Origin of the sequence: Microcoleus sp. Z1_B2 (assembly GCF_036700325.1) — a bacterium.
Lineage (GTDB): Bacteria > Cyanobacteriota > Cyanobacteriia > Cyanobacteriales > Microcoleaceae > Microcoleus.
This window is the reverse complement of sequence record NZ_JAUBOQ010000073.1, coordinates 1-22617: the sequence shown is the minus strand read 5'-3', so window position 1 is coordinate 22617 and position 22617 is coordinate 1. Positions and strand designations below refer to the sequence as shown.

At 46.1% G+C, this 22617-nt stretch carries 17 protein-coding genes; 11 read left to right on the top strand and 6 right to left on the bottom strand.

Features of this window, described 5'->3' with window-relative positions; all coding sequences use genetic code 11:
* Nucleotides 1-172: 172 nt before the first annotated feature.
* Nucleotides 173-721: a LeuD/DmdB family oxidoreductase small subunit gene (locus QT984_RS27935; protein ID WP_333057673.1), complete on the bottom strand. Its 549-nt coding sequence runs from the start codon at nt 719-721 to the stop codon at nt 173-175.
* 177 nt (nt 722-898) lie between these two features.
* Between QT984_RS27935 and QT984_RS27930 the strand changes: the two genes are divergently transcribed.
* From QT984_RS27930 to QT984_RS27910, 5 genes are all read left to right on the top strand, one after another.
* On the top strand, nt 899-1774 hold the full coding sequence (locus tag QT984_RS27930; RefSeq protein ID WP_333057675.1) for a hypothetical protein: 876 nt from the start codon (nt 899-901) through the stop codon (nt 1772-1774).
* A gap of 774 nt (nt 1775-2548) precedes the next feature.
* Nucleotides 2549-4651, top strand: a complete 2103-nt coding sequence (locus QT984_RS27925) for an ATP-binding protein (RefSeq protein ID WP_333375400.1) — start codon at nt 2549-2551, stop codon at nt 4649-4651.
* Nucleotides 4652-5216: 565 nt separating this feature from the next.
* Entirely contained in the window at nt 5217-6896 is a 1680-nt protein-coding gene (locus QT984_RS27920; protein ID WP_333211784.1) for an AarF/ABC1/UbiB kinase family protein, read from the top strand.
* 353 nt (nt 6897-7249) lie between these two features.
* Nucleotides 7250-8338, top strand: a complete 1089-nt coding sequence (gene galT / locus QT984_RS27915; protein WP_333057678.1) for a galactose-1-phosphate uridylyltransferase — start codon at nt 7250-7252, stop codon at nt 8336-8338.
* A 107-nt stretch (nt 8339-8445) separates the two neighbouring features.
* Nucleotides 8446-9558, top strand: coding sequence for a M24 family metallopeptidase (locus QT984_RS27910; protein WP_333211780.1), 1113 nt, complete (start codon nt 8446-8448; stop codon nt 9556-9558).
* 391 nt (nt 9559-9949) lie between these two features.
* On the opposite strand, the gene QT984_RS27905 is transcribed toward QT984_RS27910, so the two are convergent.
* The 3 genes from QT984_RS27905 to QT984_RS27895 form a co-directional block, all read right to left on the bottom strand.
* Nucleotides 9950-10201, bottom strand: coding sequence for a TIGR02450 family Trp-rich protein (locus QT984_RS27905; protein WP_242725377.1), 252 nt, complete (start codon nt 10199-10201; stop codon nt 9950-9952).
* 769 nt (nt 10202-10970) lie between these two features.
* Entirely contained in the window at nt 10971-11195 is a 225-nt protein-coding gene (locus QT984_RS27900) for a hypothetical protein (protein ID WP_006635912.1), read from the bottom strand.
* Between the two features lie 1487 nt (nt 11196-12682).
* Entirely contained in the window at nt 12683-14515 is a 1833-nt protein-coding gene (locus QT984_RS27895; protein WP_333057680.1) for a peptidase C14, read from the bottom strand.
* A 282-nt stretch (nt 14516-14797) separates the two neighbouring features.
* Here QT984_RS27895 and QT984_RS27890 point away from each other — a divergent pair, with 282 nt between their 5' ends.
* From QT984_RS27890 to QT984_RS27870, 5 genes are all read left to right on the top strand, one after another.
* Nucleotides 14798-15499: a V4R domain-containing protein gene (locus tag QT984_RS27890; RefSeq protein WP_333057681.1), complete on the top strand. Its 702-nt coding sequence runs from the start codon at nt 14798-14800 to the stop codon at nt 15497-15499.
* A gap of 94 nt (nt 15500-15593) precedes the next feature.
* Nucleotides 15594-15860, top strand: coding sequence for a hypothetical protein (locus tag QT984_RS27885; protein WP_333057683.1), 267 nt, complete (start codon nt 15594-15596; stop codon nt 15858-15860).
* A 170-nt stretch (nt 15861-16030) separates the two neighbouring features.
* Complete coding sequence (locus QT984_RS27880) at nt 16031-16501, top strand: phycobilisome protein (protein ID WP_333057685.1); 471 nt, start codon at nt 16031-16033, stop codon at nt 16499-16501.
* Nucleotides 16502-16551: 50 nt separating this feature from the next.
* Nucleotides 16552-17214: a V4R domain-containing protein gene (locus tag QT984_RS27875; RefSeq protein WP_333057688.1), complete on the top strand. Its 663-nt coding sequence runs from the start codon at nt 16552-16554 to the stop codon at nt 17212-17214.
* A 242-nt stretch (nt 17215-17456) separates the two neighbouring features.
* Nucleotides 17457-18623 carry a pentapeptide repeat-containing protein gene (locus QT984_RS27870; RefSeq protein WP_333057689.1) on the top strand — a complete coding sequence of 389 codons (1167 nt, stop codon included), beginning with the start codon at nt 17457-17459 and terminating at the stop codon, nt 18621-18623.
* A gap of 17 nt (nt 18624-18640) precedes the next feature.
* On the opposite strand, the gene QT984_RS27865 is transcribed toward QT984_RS27870, so the two are convergent.
* Both QT984_RS27865 and QT984_RS27860 read right to left on the bottom strand, forming a co-directional pair.
* A complete protein-coding gene (locus QT984_RS27865) occupies nt 18641-19111 on the bottom strand; it encodes a phycobilisome protein (RefSeq protein WP_333057690.1) in 471 nt (156 codons plus the stop codon).
* A gap of 38 nt (nt 19112-19149) precedes the next feature.
* Nucleotides 19150-19632: a 2Fe-2S iron-sulfur cluster-binding protein gene (locus tag QT984_RS27860; protein ID WP_333057691.1), complete on the bottom strand. Its 483-nt coding sequence runs from the start codon at nt 19630-19632 to the stop codon at nt 19150-19152.
* Nucleotides 19633-20134: 502 nt separating this feature from the next.
* Between QT984_RS27860 and QT984_RS27855 the strand changes: the two genes are divergently transcribed.
* Nucleotides 20135-22069 carry a serine/threonine-protein kinase gene (locus QT984_RS27855; protein ID WP_333057693.1) on the top strand — a complete coding sequence of 645 codons (1935 nt, stop codon included), beginning with the start codon at nt 20135-20137 and terminating at the stop codon, nt 22067-22069.
* Nucleotides 22070-22617 lie beyond the last annotated feature (548 nt).

Below are 22617 nucleotides of genomic sequence, written 5' to 3'. Positions count from 1 at the left end.
TTTGTTGATTTTGTAAATCAAATCTTGAGTGTTTACTTATCTTAACATGATTTGGTTTTTTTACGCCTACCTACTTACAAGAGTCAAAATCATCGTTTTCTGTAGGGGCAATCCGACCCCTACTCCCCGTGGCTGCCCCGAAACAGCCCTGACATTGCAGGGGGTTTAAAAGTTAAGAGCGAGCCGCAATCATTCCGGTTTGGCGCGCGTAGTCAAACAACCCTCCGGCATCTATTACTGGCCCTACTTCTCCTAACGGCTTGAGCGAGAAAGTTCGATCGAGAGTGTGGTTGACAATTACCTCTGCTGTAAAGTCGATCGTCACTTCTTGGCCCGTTACAAACAAGTCGCAAAGCCGCTCGACTGATTCGATCGGGTACAATTCGCCAGTAGCCGAGCAATTGCGAAAGAAAATGCGCGCGTAAGACAAAGCTACCACCGCTGTGACACCTGCAGCCCCCAGAGCGATCGGAGCGTGCTCCCGCGAAGAACCGCAGCCAAAATTTTCGCCCGCTATGATAATCGGATACTGGGTTTTCTGTTCGCCGGATTCGATAAACTTACCGTAGCGATCGGGCAACCCAATCATCGCGTAACTGCCTAGTTTCTCGTACTCATCCGGCTTCGAGGGAACCAGGGTCAGGTATTCGGCAGGGATAATTTGATCTGTATCGATGTTGTCGTCTACAACAAAAATTTGACCGCTAATTACTTTACCCATAGTTTATTTCCTGTTAGCCTCGCTCGATGCTGTGGTGATAATTTTAAGTGGATCGGTATGCAAGATTTGCATCTGTTCATTTTAACCTGGCAGTGTCAGTGATAACCTGTATGAATAAAAATTAGATCCGAGACTTTGGGTTAACAATTAACAGTTGCTAAGCGTCAACATAGTTTTATGGCAAATCCAATAGATGACATTGCTCGACAAGCTCGCGAGGGTTCGGTTGCATCGATTATTCAAATCCTTAATGACGAACTGGCACAGGTAGGGGTCAGGGCCCGAGCTGTGTTTGCAGACGGGGTGTTGCAACTGCTGTGCGAAGCTGCAACGCCCCAATTGCTCGAAGAGTCTAGTTTGGTCGATCGAGTCCGAGCAATTTTGGAACGCATTTCGCCCCACAATATTCGCCGAGTCAACATCAACAGCCGGCTTGTCCGAGAACACCAACTGCTGTGGCTGGAAGAAATTAGCCGCGATCCCGAAAATCAACTGTTGTGGTCTCAAGAAATTAAACTCCGAAAGCCGAATTTGTTCAAGCGTTTAGCCACAGCCCATCACGAACGACAAGCTGTGGGAGGCAAGCGGGCTTTGCCAAGAATGGCTATACCTCGATCGATGCAGCAACCGCAACAATTTCAGCGCGGTATCGTCGGCGGCATCAGCTTGAGCGTGCTGTTGCTCGCTGCAGCGGCCGCCATCTACAAAGGACTTAATTCCCAAGTGCCAAACACTAAACAAGCCAGCACCCAAGCAGTTGCCAGTGCTCCTCCCTCGGAGGCAAAACCTGCTGTGAAAATTTCTAAGGAGACTGTTAATTCTGCTGGTGACTCTTTTGCACAAGCAGTGCGAGTAGCCGAACAAGCAGCCACCGAGGGCAAAACCGCTCAATCTCGCGAGGATTGGTTAGTCGTAGCTGCTAAGTGGCAGCAAGCTTCCGATTTGATGGCAGCCGTGCCTTCCAAACATCCCCGCTACACCACAGCTCAGAACCGGACGGCACTTTATCGCCAAAATAGCGATAAAGCCCAACAGGAAGCACAAAATAAATAAATTTAACAAGAGAGTTCGCCGCGCTGCTCTAGGTGTTGTGAAAAATGAGTTTTTGAGTCAAAACTCGGAAACTCTCAGCCGGCGTTATGAGTGATAATTTGGGGATTTTGAATTTTTGCGATCGGCGTTACTAGATCGGCGGATTTGTATCACAATAAAAATTTGCTAGTATCACAAACTTAAATAGGAAACATCACACAGTGAGAAGATGGGTGTCACTAAGCGGTCTCTAGAAAAGATTCATACTACTAATAACCGTCAATCGATTTTAGATTTTAGATTTTAGATTTTAGAGGCGACCCCACAGATCAATTCGGGGGCAAGTTTCATCGGATACAGGTTTTTGATTTTTGGACGGATGAATCACGTGGCGGGTATCCTGGATGCGAGGGGGTCAAAATTAGGGGAATGGGATTGATAATCATCCGGTCAAGGATGGCAAAGTTCATCCCGTACAGATCCAAGCGTAGAAAACAGGAAAATAGAACTCGGTCATATCTGGGTATATTTTTACATATCGAGTCACCCGCCGATCGGCTCCACAAACACAGAAAGCAGACTCATAATGGTTAAGCCGACAGTTATGGAGAGGTTCTATATTTGTTGCAGCGGTAGTCGGCTTAAACATCTTAGAATAAAGGCTTGGTTGCCATGATCGATCGCCAGAGAAATCAAGACTTTACTTTGATCGACAGATCGCCGTCAGAGTCTTGCACATTGCATTTACCGCAAATCGCAGAATCAGTCTCAGTCCCAAAATTTCTGGATCGTCTTATGCAGTACCAGGTCGATCCTGCCCTTCTCGGGCGACAAATTTGCCAAATTCTCGCCACCAGCTTTGATCGAGAACTCCTGCTGCTGCAAATAGCCAATACTTTGGGGGCTGCATGGCGGGCAGATTTCTGTTTGGTTACTGCTGTGGTTGACCAGAAAGTAGTACATCCGAACGCTTACTGGCAAAATTGGAGCAATCTCCCTTATGTTGCGGATGTTGCCGATTCGACTCAAACACCGGAACACCCCCAAACTACAGGATTAAAACCGCCTAGCATATCACTCGAACATCCCGCTTGGGCAAACGTCCTAGCAAACGGAGAGATAGTGGTGATATCCGACTATCTTGATATTCCGGCAGCTTCATCGCCCAATTCCCCTGCGACTCCGCTGCCTTTTCGGGCAATTTTGGCAGGGCCTGCGCGATTTGGAGGGACTGTAAATGGCATGATAATTGTTGGTAAGTCGCAACCTTACGAGTGGTCGGTAGCCGATCTGCAGCGCCTGGAAGCAGCATCAGATGCGATCGGCAGCGCGATTTCTCACATTCAAAAAACTCAAGAAATTGCCAGCTTAAACGAACAGTTACAGCGACAAGCTAAATACAAAAATCTACTCAGGTTAGTTGCTGTCTCGCTCGGCACCAATTCAGAAGTCGATCGAATATTGCAGCAAGTTATTCAAAATACCGTCGATACCATGGAAGTAGATAGAGGCCAAATCCTCCTATTGAAATATACAGATCCTCTATTTACAACTCGCTCCCCCAATCAAACTCCCAAAGCGAAAGTCGAATTAGTTTGCGAATCGGTTGTAAAAAAAGATCCAAATAAACAGGCAATAACACAAAGCGCAGTCGAAAAAAAAAGCTCAACATCCAGAAGAAAAAACAAGGATAAAACTGCTAAGTCCCCATCCAAAATCCCCAACTCAAAACCAAATAACTATCCAGGTTTTTGGCTGTCAGAATCTAATTTGTGCCACCAAGCATTCCACAGTGCGCCCCGACCCCTAGCCCTCGCTGATGCAGGCGAATTAATCGCCAAAGAACAAGAAGTAGCCACAGAAATTTTGAAACTCCAAGGCATTCGCGGCTTGCTGCTGGTTCCCATCACGGGCGGTAGCTGCCACGAAACAGTTTTGGGTTTCTTGGTTTTGCAGCACTCGAAGCCGCGCACTTGGAACCCGGAAGAACTAGAAGTTCTCGAATCAGTCAGCGCTCAAGCGAGCAAGATGATGATCCAAACTCAAACGCTTAAGGAATTGCAAACCGTAGTCTTAGACAGAAACGCTCAGTTGCAGCAAAGTCTCGACGTGCAGGGGAAACTGTACGAACAATCTGCCAATCAGCTAGAGCAAATGCGGAAATTGAAGGTGGTTAAAGACGAGTTTCTCAGCACTCTGAGTCACGAGTTGCGTACCCCTTTAACAATCATGAAGCTGGCGATTCTGATGCTCAAACAAGCTGAACAGCCGTCAGCGAATCGGACTAAGTATCTCGACATTCTAGAACAGCAGTGTTCTAAGGAAACTGCTCTGGTTAACGATTTGCTGGCCCTCAAGCAGTTTGAGCCTCAGCAAGTCCCAATTTCTCTAATCAAAATCGATCTCAACCGTTTATTTCAAGATTTAGTTAGGGATTTTGAAAAACAGTGGGCGGATAAGCAATTGACTCTTAAGGTGGATTTGCCCAAATTGACCCCTTGCTGGGAAACTGACCCGGACATTCTCAATCGGGTACTGCTGGAACTGCTGACGAATGCTGGAAAATACTCTGCTTCTGGAACGGCGGTAGTTTTGGAAGTGTCTGAGGCAGTCGGTTATATTGTCCTGAGCCTTTCTAATTTCGGGCGTGGCATTTCTGCGGCTGATTTGCCCCACATCTTTGAGAAGTTCCGCCGTGGCACTGGCATTACTGACCAAGCTATCGCCGGTACGGGTTTGGGGCTGGCTCTGGTAAAGTGTTTAGTGCAGCACTTGAATGGTACTATTGATGTATCTAGCTGTCCGGCAGAAAGTTTAGAAGCTGACAATTTGTGGCGCACATCTTTTACTCTGACTCTGCCGCTATTTGCAGCGGAACTCTGTAATGTAGAAGAATAGTTCGGTTGAGAAGCTGCTCTTAATTGGCCGCGAACAGGCGAAACGACAAGACTTGCCAGAAGAGGGAGATTTGGAAATGTTGTAAACACTACCAAGTCCTCTGTTTTGAATTGTTTGTTTGGTTGCTGTCTAAATTGCCGGTTCTCGATTGCTGATTTTACCCAGGACTGATATTATGTCTGGTTATTGGGCAGTAATTAGCGCGTGTTTTTAGTGAGTACGACTGTCCTCTATTTATTAATTAATCAGGACTGGCATTACTTACTATGAACTTAATTATAATTGTATAGCCGGAGATGATACAGCACTTTCCAGGTAAGTGAAGTACAGAGAAACCGGGTTTCTTGAATAAAACCGGTTTCTGGCGAGAAATCCAGAAGAAACCCGGTTTCTGGGGTGTACTTTATAAACCTGGAATCCGCTGTATTACGCAGTATAGACCAAAGAAACTGAGTTTTTTAACTGTTTCAAAGGCCTGCAACCCGTCTTTTCGTACAAGCCGGTTTCTGCGTCCTGGATTGTCCCTAAAAATTGTCACGGTGCATGGAATTCGATCGCCAATATTATGCTCACAAAAGCTGCACCTAAAACCCTGCGTTGGCAACGTTCTAAATATTCGCCACTGGCACGGCAAATAGACATTTTTGCAGCGGCGGGAAAGTTTATGTTTTTTTTGTGGTGGGACGCACTGCTGCAAAATAATTCGCCTCAAACTAGAAGAATTCGCGCTCATTGGTTGGTCAATACTTTGCTGAATTTAGGCCCGACTTTTATTAAAATCGGGCAGTCTCTCTCGACTCGCGCAGATTTGCTGCCGCTTGAGTATGTCAAGGAACTCGAACAGTTGCAAGATCGGGTTCCTCAGTTTAGTTCCGAAGAGGCGATCGCTCTTGTAGAATCAGAGTTAGGCAAGGATATTTATGCTTTGTACCGCGATTTTGACCCGTCGCCACTGGCTGCTGCGAGTCTGGGACAGGTACACAAAGCAAGGCTGCACACCGGGGAAGATGTGATTGTAAAGGTGCAGCGTCCCGGTTTGGAAAGTTTATTTGATTTGGATGTCAAGGCGGTGCGCCAAGTGATGCGTTTTTGCGATCGCTATTTGCCTGGGACGCGCAAGTACGACCTAGAATCTATTTATCACGAGTTTTTTAAGATTTTATATCAAGAAATTGACTACCTGCAAGAAGGTAAAAATTCCGATCGCTTTAGCCAAAATTTTCGAGAATATCCTCAGATTATTGTCCCCAAAGTCTACTGGCAATACACTACTAAAAAAGTGCTAACTCTAGAATACGCACCAGGGATTAAGGTGGACGACCGCATTAGTTTAGAGGCGATTGGAGTCGATATTGTGAAGCTCAATCAACTTGGAATTTGCTGTTATTTGAAACAGTTGTTAATTGACGGTTTTTTTCAAGCTGACCCCCATCCGGGAAATTTGGCGGTGACAGAAGATGGTAGCTTGATTTTTTACGATTTTGGGATGATGGCGGAGGTGAAGTCTCTGGCTAAAGACCAAATGGTCAAAACGTTTTTTGCTGTGATGAGAAAGGATACTGACGAGGTACTCAATACTTTAATTACGATCGGCTTAGTTGAGCGGATGCCGGATATGATGCCGGTACGCAGGTTGATTGCTTTTCTGTTGGATAAGTTTATTGATAAGCCGATCGACTTTCAAGCTTTTAATGAAATTAAGAACGAACTTTACATCATGTTTGAGCAGCAACCGTTTCGCTTGCCTGCAGAAATGATGTTTATTGTCAAGTCCGTGACGACTCTCGACGGCATTGCTAGAACTCTCGACCCTGACTACAATTTCCTAGCATCCGCTCAGCCTTTTGTCAAGAGTATTGCGGTGAGCAAGGGGCGGGGAAATGCGATCGGAGAATTGGCAAGGCAAGCGCGAAGTTTTATTACATATAAGTTACGACAGCCGAGCAAATCGCAAGTTTATCTCAACCGTTTGGAGCAGCGAATTGAAGAGGGCGAACTGCAAATTAGAGTGCGAAATCTAGAGAGCGAAAGAGCCTTGAAACGCATTAATTTAGCCCTGAAAACTCTAATTTTCGCTTGTTTGACTGGTTTTGTCTTTTTGTCGGGTGCAGTGCTGCTAGTGGGCGGATATCAAACGGGGGCGATCTCCGCTTTTGCGGTTTCGGGATTCGGTGGTTTGTTTGTGTTGCGCTCGTTGTTAGACTTGTTGGTTAAGGAAAAGCTCGATCGAATAGTCGAGCGATAAATATACTGGGTAATTGGGAATTGCGATCGTAAGCTGCTACGCATTTAAATTGAATCCCGATCCGAGCTCTCCAGCCCGTTCTACAATAGCAGACGATCGGCTGAGGTTGGTACTGCCAACTAAGGATCGCGAATTAAATAATTTACACTCTTGAAAGTGGGATGGGCGTCCCGCCCGTCCAGAAAGGGCGGGCGGGACGCCCATCCCACAAGAACCATCACGCATTCTAAGTTATTTAATTCTCATTCTTAAACTTGTTAAAATAATTTGCGACTTTAGGTAGGGGCAGATTCTCAAAACACGAAGTTATACTCCTAACATATATTAAACGCGATCGCCCGCCCCTACAAAAAATGTACGCCCAAACATTGCTAAAACCAGACGGCCGCCCACTCACACTGTACAGCCGCTACCCAATCCCAAAAGGTATCGCGGCCGTAAGTCCCAGCAATGAACCCGTAGAGGCAAACCCGCACTTTCGGTGGCATCCTTTGCGGGGGGAATGGGTAGCATACGCCAGCCACCGTCAGGGAAGAACTTTCATGCCGCCGCCGGAATACAACCCGCTGGCTGCTACAATTAACCCTAAGTTTCCGACAGAATTGCCGCCGGGAGATTACGATGTAGCAGTGTTTGACAACCGCTTTCCCTCGCTGACTTTGCAAGCAAAAAACGCACCTGCAAATATTGTCGAAACTTTGCCAGCCAAAGGCATTTGCGAAGTCGTGGTTTTCACTCAAGATCCGCTGGCTTCCCTCGGTTCTTTGGAGTTATCTCATTTGGAATTATTGTTAGAAGTATGGGCAGATCGCACTTCAGTTATTGGCAGCAATTCCGAAATTCAATACGTCTTGCCCTTTGAAAATCGCGGCGTCGAAGTCGGAGTAACTTTGCACCATCCCCACGGTCAAATTTACGCTTATCCGTTCGTGCCACCGGTGCCGGCACGGATGTTAGAATGTCAATCGGTTTACTATCAAAAAAACAGTAGCGGTTTGCTGCAAGATTTGATTCAAAAAGAGATTTCCGACAACCAGCGAATTATTTATTTAGACGAAGAGGCGATCGCCTTTGTCCCCGCTTGTGCCCGCTACCCTTACGAAGTGTGGATTGCGCCCATAACTCCCGCTGCTACATTTGTCGATTTGACCCAAAAACAGCGTCAATCACTGGCTAAAGCCTTAAAAACAGTCACCCTCAAATACGACGGTTTGTGGCATCGCCCCTTCCCTTATTTGATGGCTTGGTTTCAAGGGCCCACAGACGGGGAACCCCATCCAGAAGCGCATTTGCACGCCCAATTTTATCCGCCCTATCGATCGAGCGATCGGCTAAAATATTTAGCAGGAACCGAACTAGCCGCCGGAATGTTTGCAAACGACGCTTTACCCGAAGAAAAAGCTAAAGAATTGCAAGCAGTATCTATCGATTTTAGATTTTAGATTTTAGATTTTAGATTTTAGAGATTGTAGATTTTAGATTTAGCAAATGTTAACTAAAATCAGTGATTTTCTTCCTTCTTCCTTCTTCCTTCTTTCTTATTTCATATATGATAAACTCATTCAACAAAGAAGTCGATTTAAAACTCGAATTCATCCGCAAAGCCTTAACCGAAACAAAAGCGATCGCCCTTCGCTTGCGCGGTACAGACTGGTTTGCCTGGGCCACAGCCGGCGGTTCTCATACAGTATTGCTAACCGCAGAAACCGGAGTGGCAGAACTTTTAATTACCGCCGAAACAGCTTGGGTTCTCACCGATGAAATCGAAGCTCAACGCTTGCAGGACGAGGAATTGCCAGCCAACTTTCAAATGCACATCTATCCTTGGGCAGATGTTGCACAGCGCGAAGCTTTTGTCAAACAAATTACTGGTGGCGGTAACGTGATGAGCGATCGGCCAACTTCCCAAGAAATGCCAATAATCGCATCTTTACAGTCTCGCAAACAGACAATGATGTCAAGCGAATTAGAGCGATACCGGCGAGTCGGGCGTTTAGCCAGCGAAGCGATGACAGAGGTACTTTCCGCCGCCAAACCCACATGGACAGAATATCAGCTAGCGGGAGCCGGTGCAGAGGCATTGTGGGCGAGAGGTTTGCATCCAGCACTTACCTTAGTTGCTGGAGAAAGGCGTTTGCCGCTGTACCGCCACGCCACAGCAACCGCCGAACAAATTGGACGACAAGCAATGTTAGTATTTTGCGCCAGGGGAGGGGGTTTGTATGCAAATTTAACAAGATTTGTCTGTTTCGATTTTCTTGGGGAAAAGCATTCAGAGTTGCACCGACAAGTCAGAGAAATTGAAGCAGCGGCGCTAAATTTTTGCCGGCCGGGAGTAACGCTGAATGCGGTTTATGATACGCTTAAAACGGCTTACGAAGAGCACGGATATCCTCAAGCAATTGCGGAACACCATCAAGGTGGAACTACCGGATATTTGGCGCGGGAAATTGTTGCGAATCCGGCTACTTCAGATATTTTGGCAGAAAATATGGCTGTGGCTTGGAATCCGAGTTTGTCGGGAGCAAAAATTGAGGATACGTTTGTAATTCACAGCGATGGAACGTTGGAAAATTTGACTTTTGATCCGAATTGGCCGAGTGTTGAAGTAGCGGGAAGGTTGCGCCCTGTGCCGCTGGAAATATGGGACGATCGACCTTAGTCAATCTCAAGCAGTACCGAGCGATGACAAACGCGCTGCAAACTTTTAGATGGAATTTATCTGGCGGCTTCTGTCATTTGGCTTAATTTAGTTAATCGGTAGGGTGTGTCGTTCCTTCATATTTGATAAATATGGCAGATTGACGGGTGGCGACGCACCAAACAGCAGGCGATCGCTCTTCTTGTGTTTACCACATATACATGGAATATGCTGTATGATTTTTCCCACCTAATTACTGAAGCAAAAACGCAGCTACATAAGGGTTTCCCGAACTTGTAGTCATGTAAAAGATTTTTCAAAACCGGGAAAGTCTCACTCCGTATTGGTTTGAATCGGAACGATAGCAGCAGGCGAGGGAACTTCCCCTCTCTCTACCCCACAGCCCTGTCTTTTAGTCGGCAGTTTCTAATTCCTCTAATTCTTGCGTAGACTGCCATCCAGCTTGCCAGAGCGATCGGTCTTTGAGCTGTGCGGCGTTCAGCCAAAAACGCACATTTGGATCGCAAGCCGCCACCATTTCTGCAAATACCCATTTACCTTCGTTTTTTCGGTTGACCACTTGAAAGTGTCGCCACCCCCAAGTTTTTTGGTGTGAAGTCCATCGGGAACCAACTAAATAAGGAAATTTTTGTTTTTTGCTCACAGTATTTTTGTGGAAAAATATATTAGAAAGCAAGTGAATTGTAATATAGCCATCCTAAATCCTTTGTGTCATTCTTGTAGGGGCAAAACCCCCGTGGTTGCCCCATGAGGCCAGGGTAGGCAAAGAAAGGTACTATCCCCTACATCTTGGTACGACTCCTGCAAGGATTGCTATAACTCGTTCTGTTTGATGATATTAATTCCCTATCAAAAGTCGTCCAATCCTCTCCCCCTCTCCCCTTCTCTCCCTCCCATCTCGAACATACCAAATAATATAGAGCCACTGCTGCTTACACGAGAGTTCACATAAACTCTATCTACAAGTAGATGCGTTTATTGTAACTTGCAACAGTTTCGCATCTGGTTCAAAAGTAAGGGCAGTTCAATGACTGCCCCTGTAATTAGTTATACCTATTGAATAGGATAATTTTTCAGGCGATCCACAAATAGCCTATTTATCCAATACCAGCTACATCGTGAATCTCAAATCTAAAAGCAAATAACCCAGGTTATAGTTGTGCAGAATAATCCTTTCTGTGAAACTTACTCAAATCTACTTTTAGAGCAGGTTTGACGTTCACTTCCTGCTTCTACCAAGGCGGTCGGCCGCTTCTTGTCCACAGGCGTGTTTTCGAGCCCAACTTTCCCTACAAACATTTTTTCAATCTTCATCGTGTTTCATTGATCCTGTACAGCTCAATAAAAACGCACTTTTAGGTAAGATTGACTAATTTCTTTGATTCTGTCGCTACCTCTTGATTACTTCCCTGTTAAGGCTTTTGGCCTGATAAGTCCAGAGGAAGTTGGGGAAGTCGGAGGCGAACCGCATTTGTTTGCAGCCAGAGAGTAATAGCGTGCTTCCGTTGCGGAGTCACGTACTCTCCTGGTCGGATCACGCCAGCACAGACGCCGATGTTTTTAATAAGGGTTTCTCGCTCCGATGAACTTGCACCCTGTAGCAACCTGACTTGGGCTTTGATAAAATCCACGTTCATAGCTGAAAGTAAAAGTAAGTAAAGAACTCAGTTAAATAGCGATGCTTTGATTCCGATTGTAACTCTAAAACCACTTGGTATGAATCAAATTGATTCAACATCCCCAGGATGGGGATCGGCGCGTCTAGAGCTAGCCAACTTTATTTACTTTATCTGTTTTTGCTAGCAAAAGTGTCACTATGCTAGCAGTTTTGGCAGAATTCTTTATAGTTAAGAACTGTTACAAATTTGGCTCGATTTCCACAATACGGCAGAGTTTAGTGCTAACGCTACTTTCCTGACCTCAAAAAGTTCAGCCTTGTCTCCAACTCCTTGCCTTCCTAGGTTTTAGACTCCCCGATTGGGAAGCGATCGCTCCGGGAACATTCCTATTCGATCGCCCCTCTTAACACCCGGACACCGCCACATCACCCTATTGATTTAGCTCGTCCTGTAGACTTGGCTGTGGACTATAACTTTAGGCATACGTGTTGTTACCGGGGCTACAATAAGCGAGCAAGTTTTTATTCTTGTTTCTCAAGGAAATATTTTTTAGATTTTCTTGCCAAGCCCTTATTTGTGTTAATTAAGGCAGCTTTGTCATCTCCGGGCCAACGAAGACTCGCAGCTTGCGAATCCAGATATTTTGTGCTGTGTGGCGGTGAATATGTTTCCTGAATTCATTGGGGGCGATCGCACGTCCGCGAGAATTGTCAGTAACGGCTCATTTTGTATAATTCATAACAGATAGGTCACTGTTCATAATTTAAAAACAGTACAAGTTTAAACAGTCTTCCATCCGTCGATCGCTCCTAAGAGTCTACCAAAATCGATAAAAAAAATTAACTGTGCATAGCCGATTTTTATGACGATTTTGCCCGATTAATTTGCATTAGGTAGCAATTATATGTAGCAAACCTTCTTACTAAATTAAGTTAAAAAAATATAACTTAATCTGATAATCACAAGTAATTAAATATACTAATTTTTTTCTAAATTTCAAATAAAAGCTATTTATTCATGATTTATTTATCATTTTTTAACTATCTTTATAGCCATCTTTTTTGTTAGAAAAATATTTTTTGACGGTAGAGGAGTCGGCTCAGGAAACTCTAAACGTGAATTTAAAATATTAATTAATCGGCGTTGCAAAATTTGAAGATTATTGTGGGGAGTAGGGTTGGGCGTCCCGCCTGCTGTGAAAATACACGCCTTCGGTCTCATGGCCCCATCACAAAAAACATTAAAATCATCCCCCTATTATGCAACCCTCATTAACCAGCTCATACGATATCTTTCACTATACAAAAACGCACCGACCAGCCAACAGATAAAAACCCCTCCCGCAGAAGCTGGGAGGGGAAATGGCGAATAAAATTATTGGTTTTAAATTATCGATATGTAGGTCTCTTTTTTCAGTATCAAGAGGTATCGATCTAGCCAACGACTAATGTTGGTCAGTCGCTAAAATAATTTCCCGGTGGGAAACCGAGAAATTATCAACTAAATCAACTTTTTTTCTGCTGGCGTTGGAGCTTTGTTTTCCAATTGGCGATATCCTTCTGAGCCGGCTGATAACTCTTAGTACCCGACGGCACCAGCGAAGCAGCTTCAACTGCCTCTTTCAGCTTTCCTTGAGAGCCACGCAACTGAGCAATTTTGAGAATACTTTCGCTCCACTCTCCAATTAACTGTTGAGCTTCTTCATACTTCGGCTGACCTGGCTCAATTTTATTAGCTTGCTGGATGCCTTTACTGTAAGAAGAGGCAACCCCCCGCTTAATTTGACCCTTAGCAGCCGATAGCAAAGCAGCATTTACATCCTGGTCTTTGGATAGCTCCTCCCACTGAGCGATCGCCTGTTTCGACTGATTGTAAACAGGCTTATTGACATCCGGCATTAATTTAGCCGCCCCGATCGCCCCCTGGAAATCGCCCCGAGCAGCCCGCCCGTTAGCTATATCCAAAATCGTTAAACTCCAGCGCTCAATATCCTGCTGAGCCTGCGGGTAGAGCGGATCGCTAGCCGGAATCGTTCGAGCCTTAACCACCGCTTTATTAAAACTAGAAGCCGAACCATCCTTAAGGAAAGTTTTCGCCTCAGCCCACACCTGCTGGCTCGACGGTGGCTGCTTGGTTCCAGCCCCTGCTTGCACCGCCCGCGGTTGGTTCTGAGACCCCCCAGTACCAGTAGATTGTTGAGATCCAGAGTTTTGGGCATTTTCAGCAGGCGATCGAGGATCTCCTTCCTGCTGACCAATAAAAATTGATCTGTTCGTCACAAAAACACCCAACAGCAACACCAAAGCCGTAGCGGAACTCCACAAAACTAGCTGCTGCAAAAATGACTTATCCGACCCCCCTTTATCTTCATCCTCCGGCTTTTGCAAGTTCGGTCGATCGCCTCCCCCATCAGCAGGAACCACGGCCTTCGGCTGCGACACAGGCGGCATCTCAACCGACGAATCCTGAGCGTTGCGAACTGCAGGAGGCAGATCCATTCGATCCCTAGCCGTCGCCATTTGCGGGCGATCTAACCCATCAGCCGTACCAACCGTCATATTGCCGTTGCGTCCGGCCAACGCAGCCGTTGGTACCCCTACATCGGGCAAAATCACCAAATTAGCCTTTCCTGGAGGATTCACCACCATCAAAGGTTCTTGTTTCGGACGCAAATGGTGGTCACACAGCTCCGGCAGTCGATCGCTCAAAAAACGGTCTAAACCCTTAATAGTCATGCACTGTCCCGAGCGTAGCCCCTCCAAAAGCGCCGTCGTAAAAAACCCCTGACGCAAAGCCGAAGTTTCCCGCGAAACTTGATTCGGGCGGCAAGAAAGCACCGTTGGGATTTCCAGTTCCCGCGCCAGCTCGACCGTTTGAGAGCCGATCGTTTCCCCCGCTTTCAAAATCTGGCTGCGGTTCATATCAACCAGCACCAATACAGTTTCCGTAGGAGCGTTTTTCAGAGTATTCAACAGCAACTCTACCGGAATCCCCGTACCCTTAATGTCAGCCGGATTGCCGTCAATCGGCATCAAATAATCCTTACCTTCATAGCTGACACCGTAGCCGCTAAAAAAACACCAGAGTAAATCTCCCTTTTGCACATGTTCCCCGCAGAGGCTTTGGGTCAATCTCAGAATATTTTCCCGATTTGGATATGTAGATTGACCCCACAGCGACGGCGAGCTATCGGTCATCAGCAGACATCCCTCCGGCGCAAAACCCGCATCCTCAGTCAAAAAACCGTACAATGCCTCTGCATCCTCTTGGGCATAACTCAAAGGCTGGAGTAACTGATATTGATTGATGCCTATTGCAATACAAGCGTGATTTTTCATCCCCATATGCCCTATATATATAGTGGACTGCTTGCACAAAACGATAACACATAGCCGCTGAAGGTTATACCCACTTTCGCCAGCACTCAGAGAGCAGTTGTCCGAAGGCAGAACTCCCAACAAGCGCCCAAATTTAGCATCCTAGAAATTTTAATTTTTATATTGCAGTAAAAAATTCTCCCCTGTGTCTACCTTTAGAAAAATAAAGTTAAATTGGATACACAGGCCAGTCTATTTGACTCTAATTTTCACCAAACTACATCAAAAAGGAATAACCCGCCAATGGTCTCTACCGCGAAAAAAGAAATCTCCCCCCACAGCGAATCGTTACTAAAGCAACATCATCCTAAAACTCATAGCCACTATAGATTTCAGGATTTTTTTGCCTTCGATCGCCAGATGGGCACAATTGACGACTGGAACGAGTCGCGCAACATTTTTACAAGCGAAGACTTCATTATTGGTTTGGTGGAGGGACTCGAAGAAGAAGTCGGCCCTGCGTCCTCTGTCATCATGTATACTATTGGTTGCCAATGGGGACTCCAAGATTCCGAATTTTTTCAAAAATGGTTTAGTGCCGAATACAGCCAGAACATTCGCCAGTCAAATCTCATGTTTCTGCTAGAAACTTGGTGGTGGCCTTTCACAGCTCAAGGTTGGGGTCGCTGGGAAGTGGACATGAGCGATCGCAAACACGGCTGTATCTTCATCAACCTTTTTGACTCAGCAGTTGCTCGAACTTTGGGCGACGTAGGCAAACCGGTTTGTCACCTATACGCCGGTTTGTTCGCCGGTTTCTTTGGCTCTTTAGTCAAAAAGCCTCTGAGCTGCATAGAACTCCAATGTTACTCAATGGGAGAAACCTATTGCAAGTTTCTGCTTGGCAACCCAGATAAAATTGATGCAGCAGCATTCTGGCTCAACGAAGGTGCCAACGCCCGCGATATTCAAAATCGACTGCAACACGGTGAAATATTGCGGTAAACAACCTGGAAAGGCACATTCCCTGCCCTGCCTTTCCTCCCACCAATTTCGCGATCGAAAGTGCAATGGTGGATTTCTCCAGGCAGGAAGAAAGATGAAAAGTCAAACTTCATGGTTGGGCCAATCCGTCCAAGAATTCTTTGGTCACTATAATTGGCTGGGAAAATCTTTAGAAACCCCAACTGGCTCGAACCCCGGTCAACTTCTGAGTTTAACCCAGCCAGTAGCAGACTTTTTTCAAGCTATTTCTTGGGAAGGAATTCCGGAAGTAGGTGCCCTACCCCTACCGCCACCCTTGCCAGTAATTTCTATTACTGAACAAGCAGAAGTCACCATTGATGACCTATTCGATATGTTTTAATCTGTCTAGGGAATAGAACATGAAAAATAGAGCAATCCCTCATCCATCTTCCCTCACCCCTCTTTTCTCATCCTTCAAAATCCCTCCGTTAAATCCGTTAAATCCCGTACACTGCTCGTTGCCGAACTTCCTTCCTTTTATCAATTACCGATTACCACTTAATTAAAATCATGCACCCTGAGATTGAGGCGCTGCTGGATCAGGCAGAAAACCGCTTTTTAAAAGGCGAAGAACTCCTAGCTTTTAAGCGTCAAGCTGTAACCCTTGTTCAGCGCTTAAAAATTTACGAATTTTTGCGAGAGAAGGAAGCAAGCATCTTCCAACCAGTAGCCAACCAACTACAAGAAACATTCCCCGACGAAAAACAAGAAACCTTAGAACGATCGCTCAAACACTGGGTGTTAGTCTTGCGGTACTGCGCTATGGCTATGCTGCTGAACGATCAAAATTTTCTCGAACAGCGCCTTGTAGACTGGCTTTCCGGCATAGTCGAAGCCCACCAAACTCAAAAAATCGAAGCAACTGTTTGCAATCTGCTGCAAACTCGTTTAAAAGAATTGCTTTCCGAGCAAGCCCGGGCTATATTGCAACCATTTTTCGACCAAGCACAGTCAATTATTATTGATCAAGGTAATAAATAATCAGCTTTCTTCCCAATTTCCAATTCCCGATTCCCAATTCCCAATTCCCGATGATTAATATTGCCGACTTACTCAAACAGCCCCGACTCCCTGGAAACTACTTTGCCAGCGATGCCTACGTCCGAGGCGACCTCGAACTCGGCCTCCTCGAAAACCGACGGGGCGATCGGCTCTTAGCACTTCCAGAAACACTGATTCAAGCCATTTATATCGGCTTAGAACAAGAAACAGGTCAAGCCTCCCGCCTCGTGCTTTTCAACTGCGGTCGCTGGTGGGGTAAAAACTTCTACGTGCGTTTTTGCGAAGAAGTCAGCGAATACTACGGTCAGCCAGTTTCTGAAATGGAAATGGTAGAATTTCTTCAGTCCTTACAGCAGTGTTGGAAAACTCATGGATGGGGAACATTTGATCTAGACCCCAGCTATTCCGAACATGGATTCTTAATAGTAAAAATTGCTAACTCTCTTTTTGCTAAAACAGCCCCCAAGTCTAAGCGACCAGCCTGTTTTTTAGAAGCAGGTATTTTAAGTTCGTTCTTTAGTCAGCTTACGGGTCGAGAACTTCACTGCCTGCAAACATCCTGCGAATCATTGGGTTCGGACTGCAACCGCTTTATTTTAGGGCTGCGCGATCGCCTCCAACCAGCAGATTCTATGGTCGAAGAAGGAAAAGACCATGAAGCTATTATCACTCAACTTTTCCAAAAAAACTGACTTATTTGACAGCTATTACTTTGTTTCTAATAGCTGTCAAAATTAAGTTTTGGTAGTCAGATTATCCACCGTATCATCAAAACTGTGAGTTAAATTATAAAAAATATCCTAAGTCAAGAAACTAGGTTTTAGCAATTTAAATAAAACCTGATTATAACTAGCAGCAAGAAAATTCATAACTTACTCTAGAAATTCCTAAAATTTAAAAGCAATCAAAACCTCAAATATTTTGCTAGAACTTAATGGACGCCAATGAACTTCTAACTCGATATGCAGCCGGCGAAAGAGATTTTAGACTGGCAAATCTGCGCGGCATTGTGTTGAGTCCGATCGATTTATACCGTTCCAGCGATGCCCCAACTCTAATTTTGGCAAACCTCAACCAACACCAGCAACGACCCTACTTAATCGGTGCTAACCTCAGCGGGGCAGACCTCACCAAAGCCCATCTGAGCCGAGCCAATCTCAGCAAAGCTGACCTCAGCGGAGCCAATCTCACCGGCGCCAACCTCATGGCTGCCAGTCTGAGTGGAGCCAATCTCATCGGAGCCAATCTCACCGGCGCCAACCTAGCCGGATCTCATCTGAATTGGGCAAACCTGACCGGAGCAATTCTTCCCAATGCTAATCTCATAGGTGCAGATATGAGCGCCGCTAACCTCACCAAAGCCGTTCTGACTCAGGCAAATCTCAGTAAAGCCTATCTGATTAAATCCAATCTCAACGGAGCCAACTTCAAAGATGCTTACTTAAGTCTAGCGAGTCTCAAAGAGGCAGACTTGACCGAAGCACAGCTCACCGGAGCCGAATTATCCAAAGCCAACCTAGCCGGAGCCAACTTAACCCGTGCTAACCTCAGCAAAGCCAACCTGTTGAAAGCTAATCTCAGGCGGGCTAACCTCACTCAAGCCTATTTAAACGGCGCGTGCTTGATCGGATCAGACCTTAGCGAAGCTTGCTTGGATAGAGCCAATATGTGCAAAGCAGACCTCAGCAAAACCTATCTGAGAAACATTACTTTGAATGGTAGCCACTTAAGCGGTATTAACCTCAGCGGAGCCGACCTCAGCGGTGTAGACTTGAGCCGCAAACTTTTAACTGGAATTAATATGGCAGAGGCATTGTTGAATGAAGCCAACTTAAGCGGTGCTTATCTGATGGAAGCTAACTTGAGCGGAGCCAACCTCAGCAAAGCCAACCTGAGTCTAGCCTACCTGATCAATGCCGACCTGTCTAATTCTTGCCTGCATGAAATTAACTTGACCAAAGCTAACCTGAGTAAAGCCAACTTGCAGAAAGCTGACTTGACAGGAGCCAACCTCCGGGGAGCGATTCTCACTGAGGCGGATTTGACGGGAGCGAAGTTGATTGGAGCCACTCTTCCTAACGGCACAGTTTATCGGCGTTAACTGGTCAACCCCCTTGATTATTTGCCGAGTAATGTGCGGTTAATGTCCAGAATCGGAAAAAATAGGTTCCTTTCTTCCACCGTGAGATATTGCTTGAGGACCTTTTTCATCACATCGTAGGTCACGGTCGCAGTATTTCTAACTTGAACAGCGCCTAAAATAGTTTGCAACCAAAGTAGTAGCCGATCGCGCAACCGTTCAGTATCATTAATCAACAGTGCTGCCGCCGAATGCCTCAACACCCGCACAATATCTCCACGGCACTTTTCAGTCATATCGTTAGCCCCCCGCCTAAATAAACTAGGGTCTAGAGACAGCATTTGTGCTTCCACTTGCCGCATAATTTCTGTTTCAGAGGCTTGAATTTTTTTATAAGCACTCATCCGGTGATTCAAAGACTGAAAGTAGTCTTTCAAAAATTGGAGTTCTTCGGCACTGGCGTAGCGTCCGTCTGTTTCCGTGCTCAAACGCGCAAGTTGGCTCAACATAGATTCTTCTCTACTACTAAAATACAAACATATCAGTTTTAAGCTTCTTTAGTGCGAACTAAATACTGTCCTACTTGAAAGCGGGTTTCATTAAGCTGTGTAACGATAGAACGAGTAATTAACTTTCCTGATTCTACAACTACTTGACCCGTAATTGGGTGTAATAAATCTTGCTGGGCTCGGCGGCCGATCAGAGCTTCGACATTTTCAATAGCATTAATATACATCCCCGCAGGCAACTCTACAACCACACCCTCGCCCATAATTTGAGCCTGACAAGCAAGTCGCGAATTGGCTTTAGCCGTAGTAATGACTTCCAACGTCCTTTTCTCGCGGCGGTTCATGTCCGACAAGCCTTCCATGCCTTCTTTAATGTAAACATGGCAGGTAGCGCACATTCCCCGCCCCCCGCATTCCTTGAGAACGTCTAAGTCTTTGGAAAGTAAGGCAGACAGGATATTCGATCGGGTTTCGACTGCTATTTCCTCCGCAATTGGATCTAGTTTAATAATTTTAACCATATTGATGTTTGCTCCTGTCAAGTTCAGTATTTAGCAAGTTACGATCAACTTATTCAAAGCGCAAATAAATTTAGCTAACACTCAAAAAGGTTAAGATGCCTTGACCACAGCATCGGCTTGTGGCTCTCTAACCCCTATGGCATAACCGCACTTCTGTTTTGCTCCTATCGCTGTTTCCTCGCCCCGATTCCCCAGCTTAGCCTTGAAAAGCTAAAACCTTAGAAACTTTCTGGAGGGCATTGAAAAAACTGTAATAGTCGCGATCGACTAAAATAGCAGCCACAGGTAGTTCCCGATCGGGTACAGGCATCCGGCAAGATTGATAGTGATTCCGAAGCTCAAGGATTTTAGTAGGTGCGACTGTGCGATCGCTCTCAAGGAGGCTGAGAATGAACCTGAGATAACATAGGCTGTACCTGGCGAGCGATTCAAAAATTTGAATTTTTGTCAGAATTATTTACATATTTTAATACTAGCTCAAGCTTTTTCTATAATTAGACCGATGCAACATTCTAAGTACCGCATTTTAGGGCTAGTCGGACAAGGACAATTTGGTCGAGTCTTTTGTGCCAGCGTTCGAGAAGCTCCCGCCCAGGACTCCCGCCTCACCAGCCAACTGGTTGCTCTCAAAGAACTTAGTCATCAAAAAGCCCCAACTAGCGAATTCTTGCGAGAGCTGTGGTTTCTGATCACCTTGCAGCACCCGAACATCGTTACCTGCCGTGCTCTAGAACACACAGCTACAGGCAGGTACTTGGTTATGGACTACTGCGAGGGAGGAACCCTCCGCAACCTGCTCAAACAAGAGCGCCCCTTGCGTCTGCTCGAAGGTTTGCAGCTAGTCATGGAAGTTTTAGCCGGCTTAGACTACGCCCACCGCCGAGGCGTAGTTCACTGCGACATCAAACCCGAAAATATCCTCCTAACTTTAGGGGCCAAAGGTTGGTCGCCCCGGCTGTCTGACTTTGGCATCGCGCGTCGGCTGCCAGAAATTGGTACCACTCGCCTCCACCAAGAACTTTCTCCCGACGCTACCGTCGGTTCCCCCGCTTACATGGCCCCTGAGCGGTTTTACGGTCTTTTTTCTCCGATGTCAGATATATATGCAGTAGGAATTCTGCTGTTTGAATTGCTAATGGGCTACCGCCCTTTCGGGGGAACCCCCGGAGACTTGAGGTGGGCCCACCTCAATCAACGCTTGCAATTTCCAGACGCCATCCCCGAACCTTTGCAAGCAATAGTCAAAAAATCTTTAGAAAAGCTGCCAGCCCGCCGTTTTGCCAGTGCTTCCCAAATGGCTCAAGCTCTGCGGCTGATCATGTACGACCCCGCTGTCAGGCAATTGGGCGACTGCATTATTCCCTGGGAAAATCCCACAAGTGGTGATAAAAGTCTGAAGTCGGAAACTGACTCTTTGCTGGAAGTTGAAGAGGAAAAAGTATCACAGTCGGCTATTAATTTACTTCGGACTGTGCGCTATTCGCTTTCGCAGCCCAAGCCACTGATACTTCCTGCACCGTTGACCGCTTTAATTGCCACTGAAACCTATCTCTATGCTGCTGTAGGTACAGAGGTCAAGGTTTGGTCTCAGCCGGGAAAACAGCTAGTTACAGGAGAAATGTCTACTTCGATTTCATTAATGGCGGAAATCGTGCGCGGCATTTTACCTGTTTCCAACGGCTGCTGCGTTCTCACTCCCCAAAAACTTTACTGGCTCAATGAGCGATCTTGGGAGCCTCAGTGTTTACTGGATATGGGTTTGAGGCAAGGGCCAGATTCTTTAAAAGCTGCTGTAGACTCTCGCGGCAACTGGTTGACAGTAGCGGTTCCCGGCGAACTGCGTTTTTATTCTTTAGCTGGAAACAGCACGGCGGGCGATCAGAAAAAAGCCCTGAAGCTGATCGCTACTGTGCCGTTACCAGAACACTATTTACCAGAATTAATGTTTCTGGATCGGCGACACGTCTTAGCAGTTTGGCCGGATAACGAACCAAAAAATCCCCAAACTATTTTTAGAGTTTACACTCGCCGCGGCACCCCTGTGGGTTCTGTGCGGTTGTCGGCCAGCGTCGGACAGATGCTGTTGACACCTGAGCCTTATACTTTGCTGGGAATTCCTCAAGGTGGTAAAGCGGCGGTGCTGTTGATGAAATTGTGGCCGCTCAAGGTAGCGCGAATTCCTCTTGAAACTTTGCCCGTGTCTGCTTGTGTGGCTAATTGGGGATGGGTATTGGCAGATGTTGGGGGCCAGATAGAAGTGTTAAACAGTCAAGGGATTCAAGTAGGGAATTTTAGCAGCCCTGCCTCACCGCGGGCGATAGCTCCTTGGGGGAATAGAGGTTTGGTGATTGCTGTCAATACTGAGGAAGAGAGTCACTTGCACTTTTTAGATGTAGATGTTGAGGAGACCAACTCGCGCTCGCTCATCAAAGGCTGATAACTGGCGTAACTAAAGGAGTTTGGGGGTGTAATTCAGGAGAGTGTATTTGCGGGCGATCGATTCCTGGGAGTTCGATCAGGGTTAGAGTACCGTGTCGTGTCAACTTCTGGATTTTGAGTCAGAGGAATTGTTAAGGGCGATCGGCTCAATCTGAGATCCAAACCTCCCTCAGTAAAGTCCCAGAAATGCACACACCACTTACATATATATGACTCATGCACCAGCCTGCTTCTGTCATCCTCACCCAGTGCTCCAGCCTCACCCCTTACACTCTAACTTTGCCTAACCTCTACTCCAAGTAAGCCCCATCATGTTGAACCACTGAGTCCTTATACCCATGCGGGGGAAATAGTCCGCCCCAAAGCCGTATTTGGGCCGAAAAAAAGACCCCATAGTTAAAAGAGGAGTCAGCCAGGGGATACCGGAGCAGGCGATAAATGTCGAAACCCTTGGTGTGTATAGCTTTCCAAAAAAGTCAAAAATATTTTCACAAAACGCTTGACAACTCTGGGGAGAGTTGATACATTAATAAAGCGCCAGAAGGG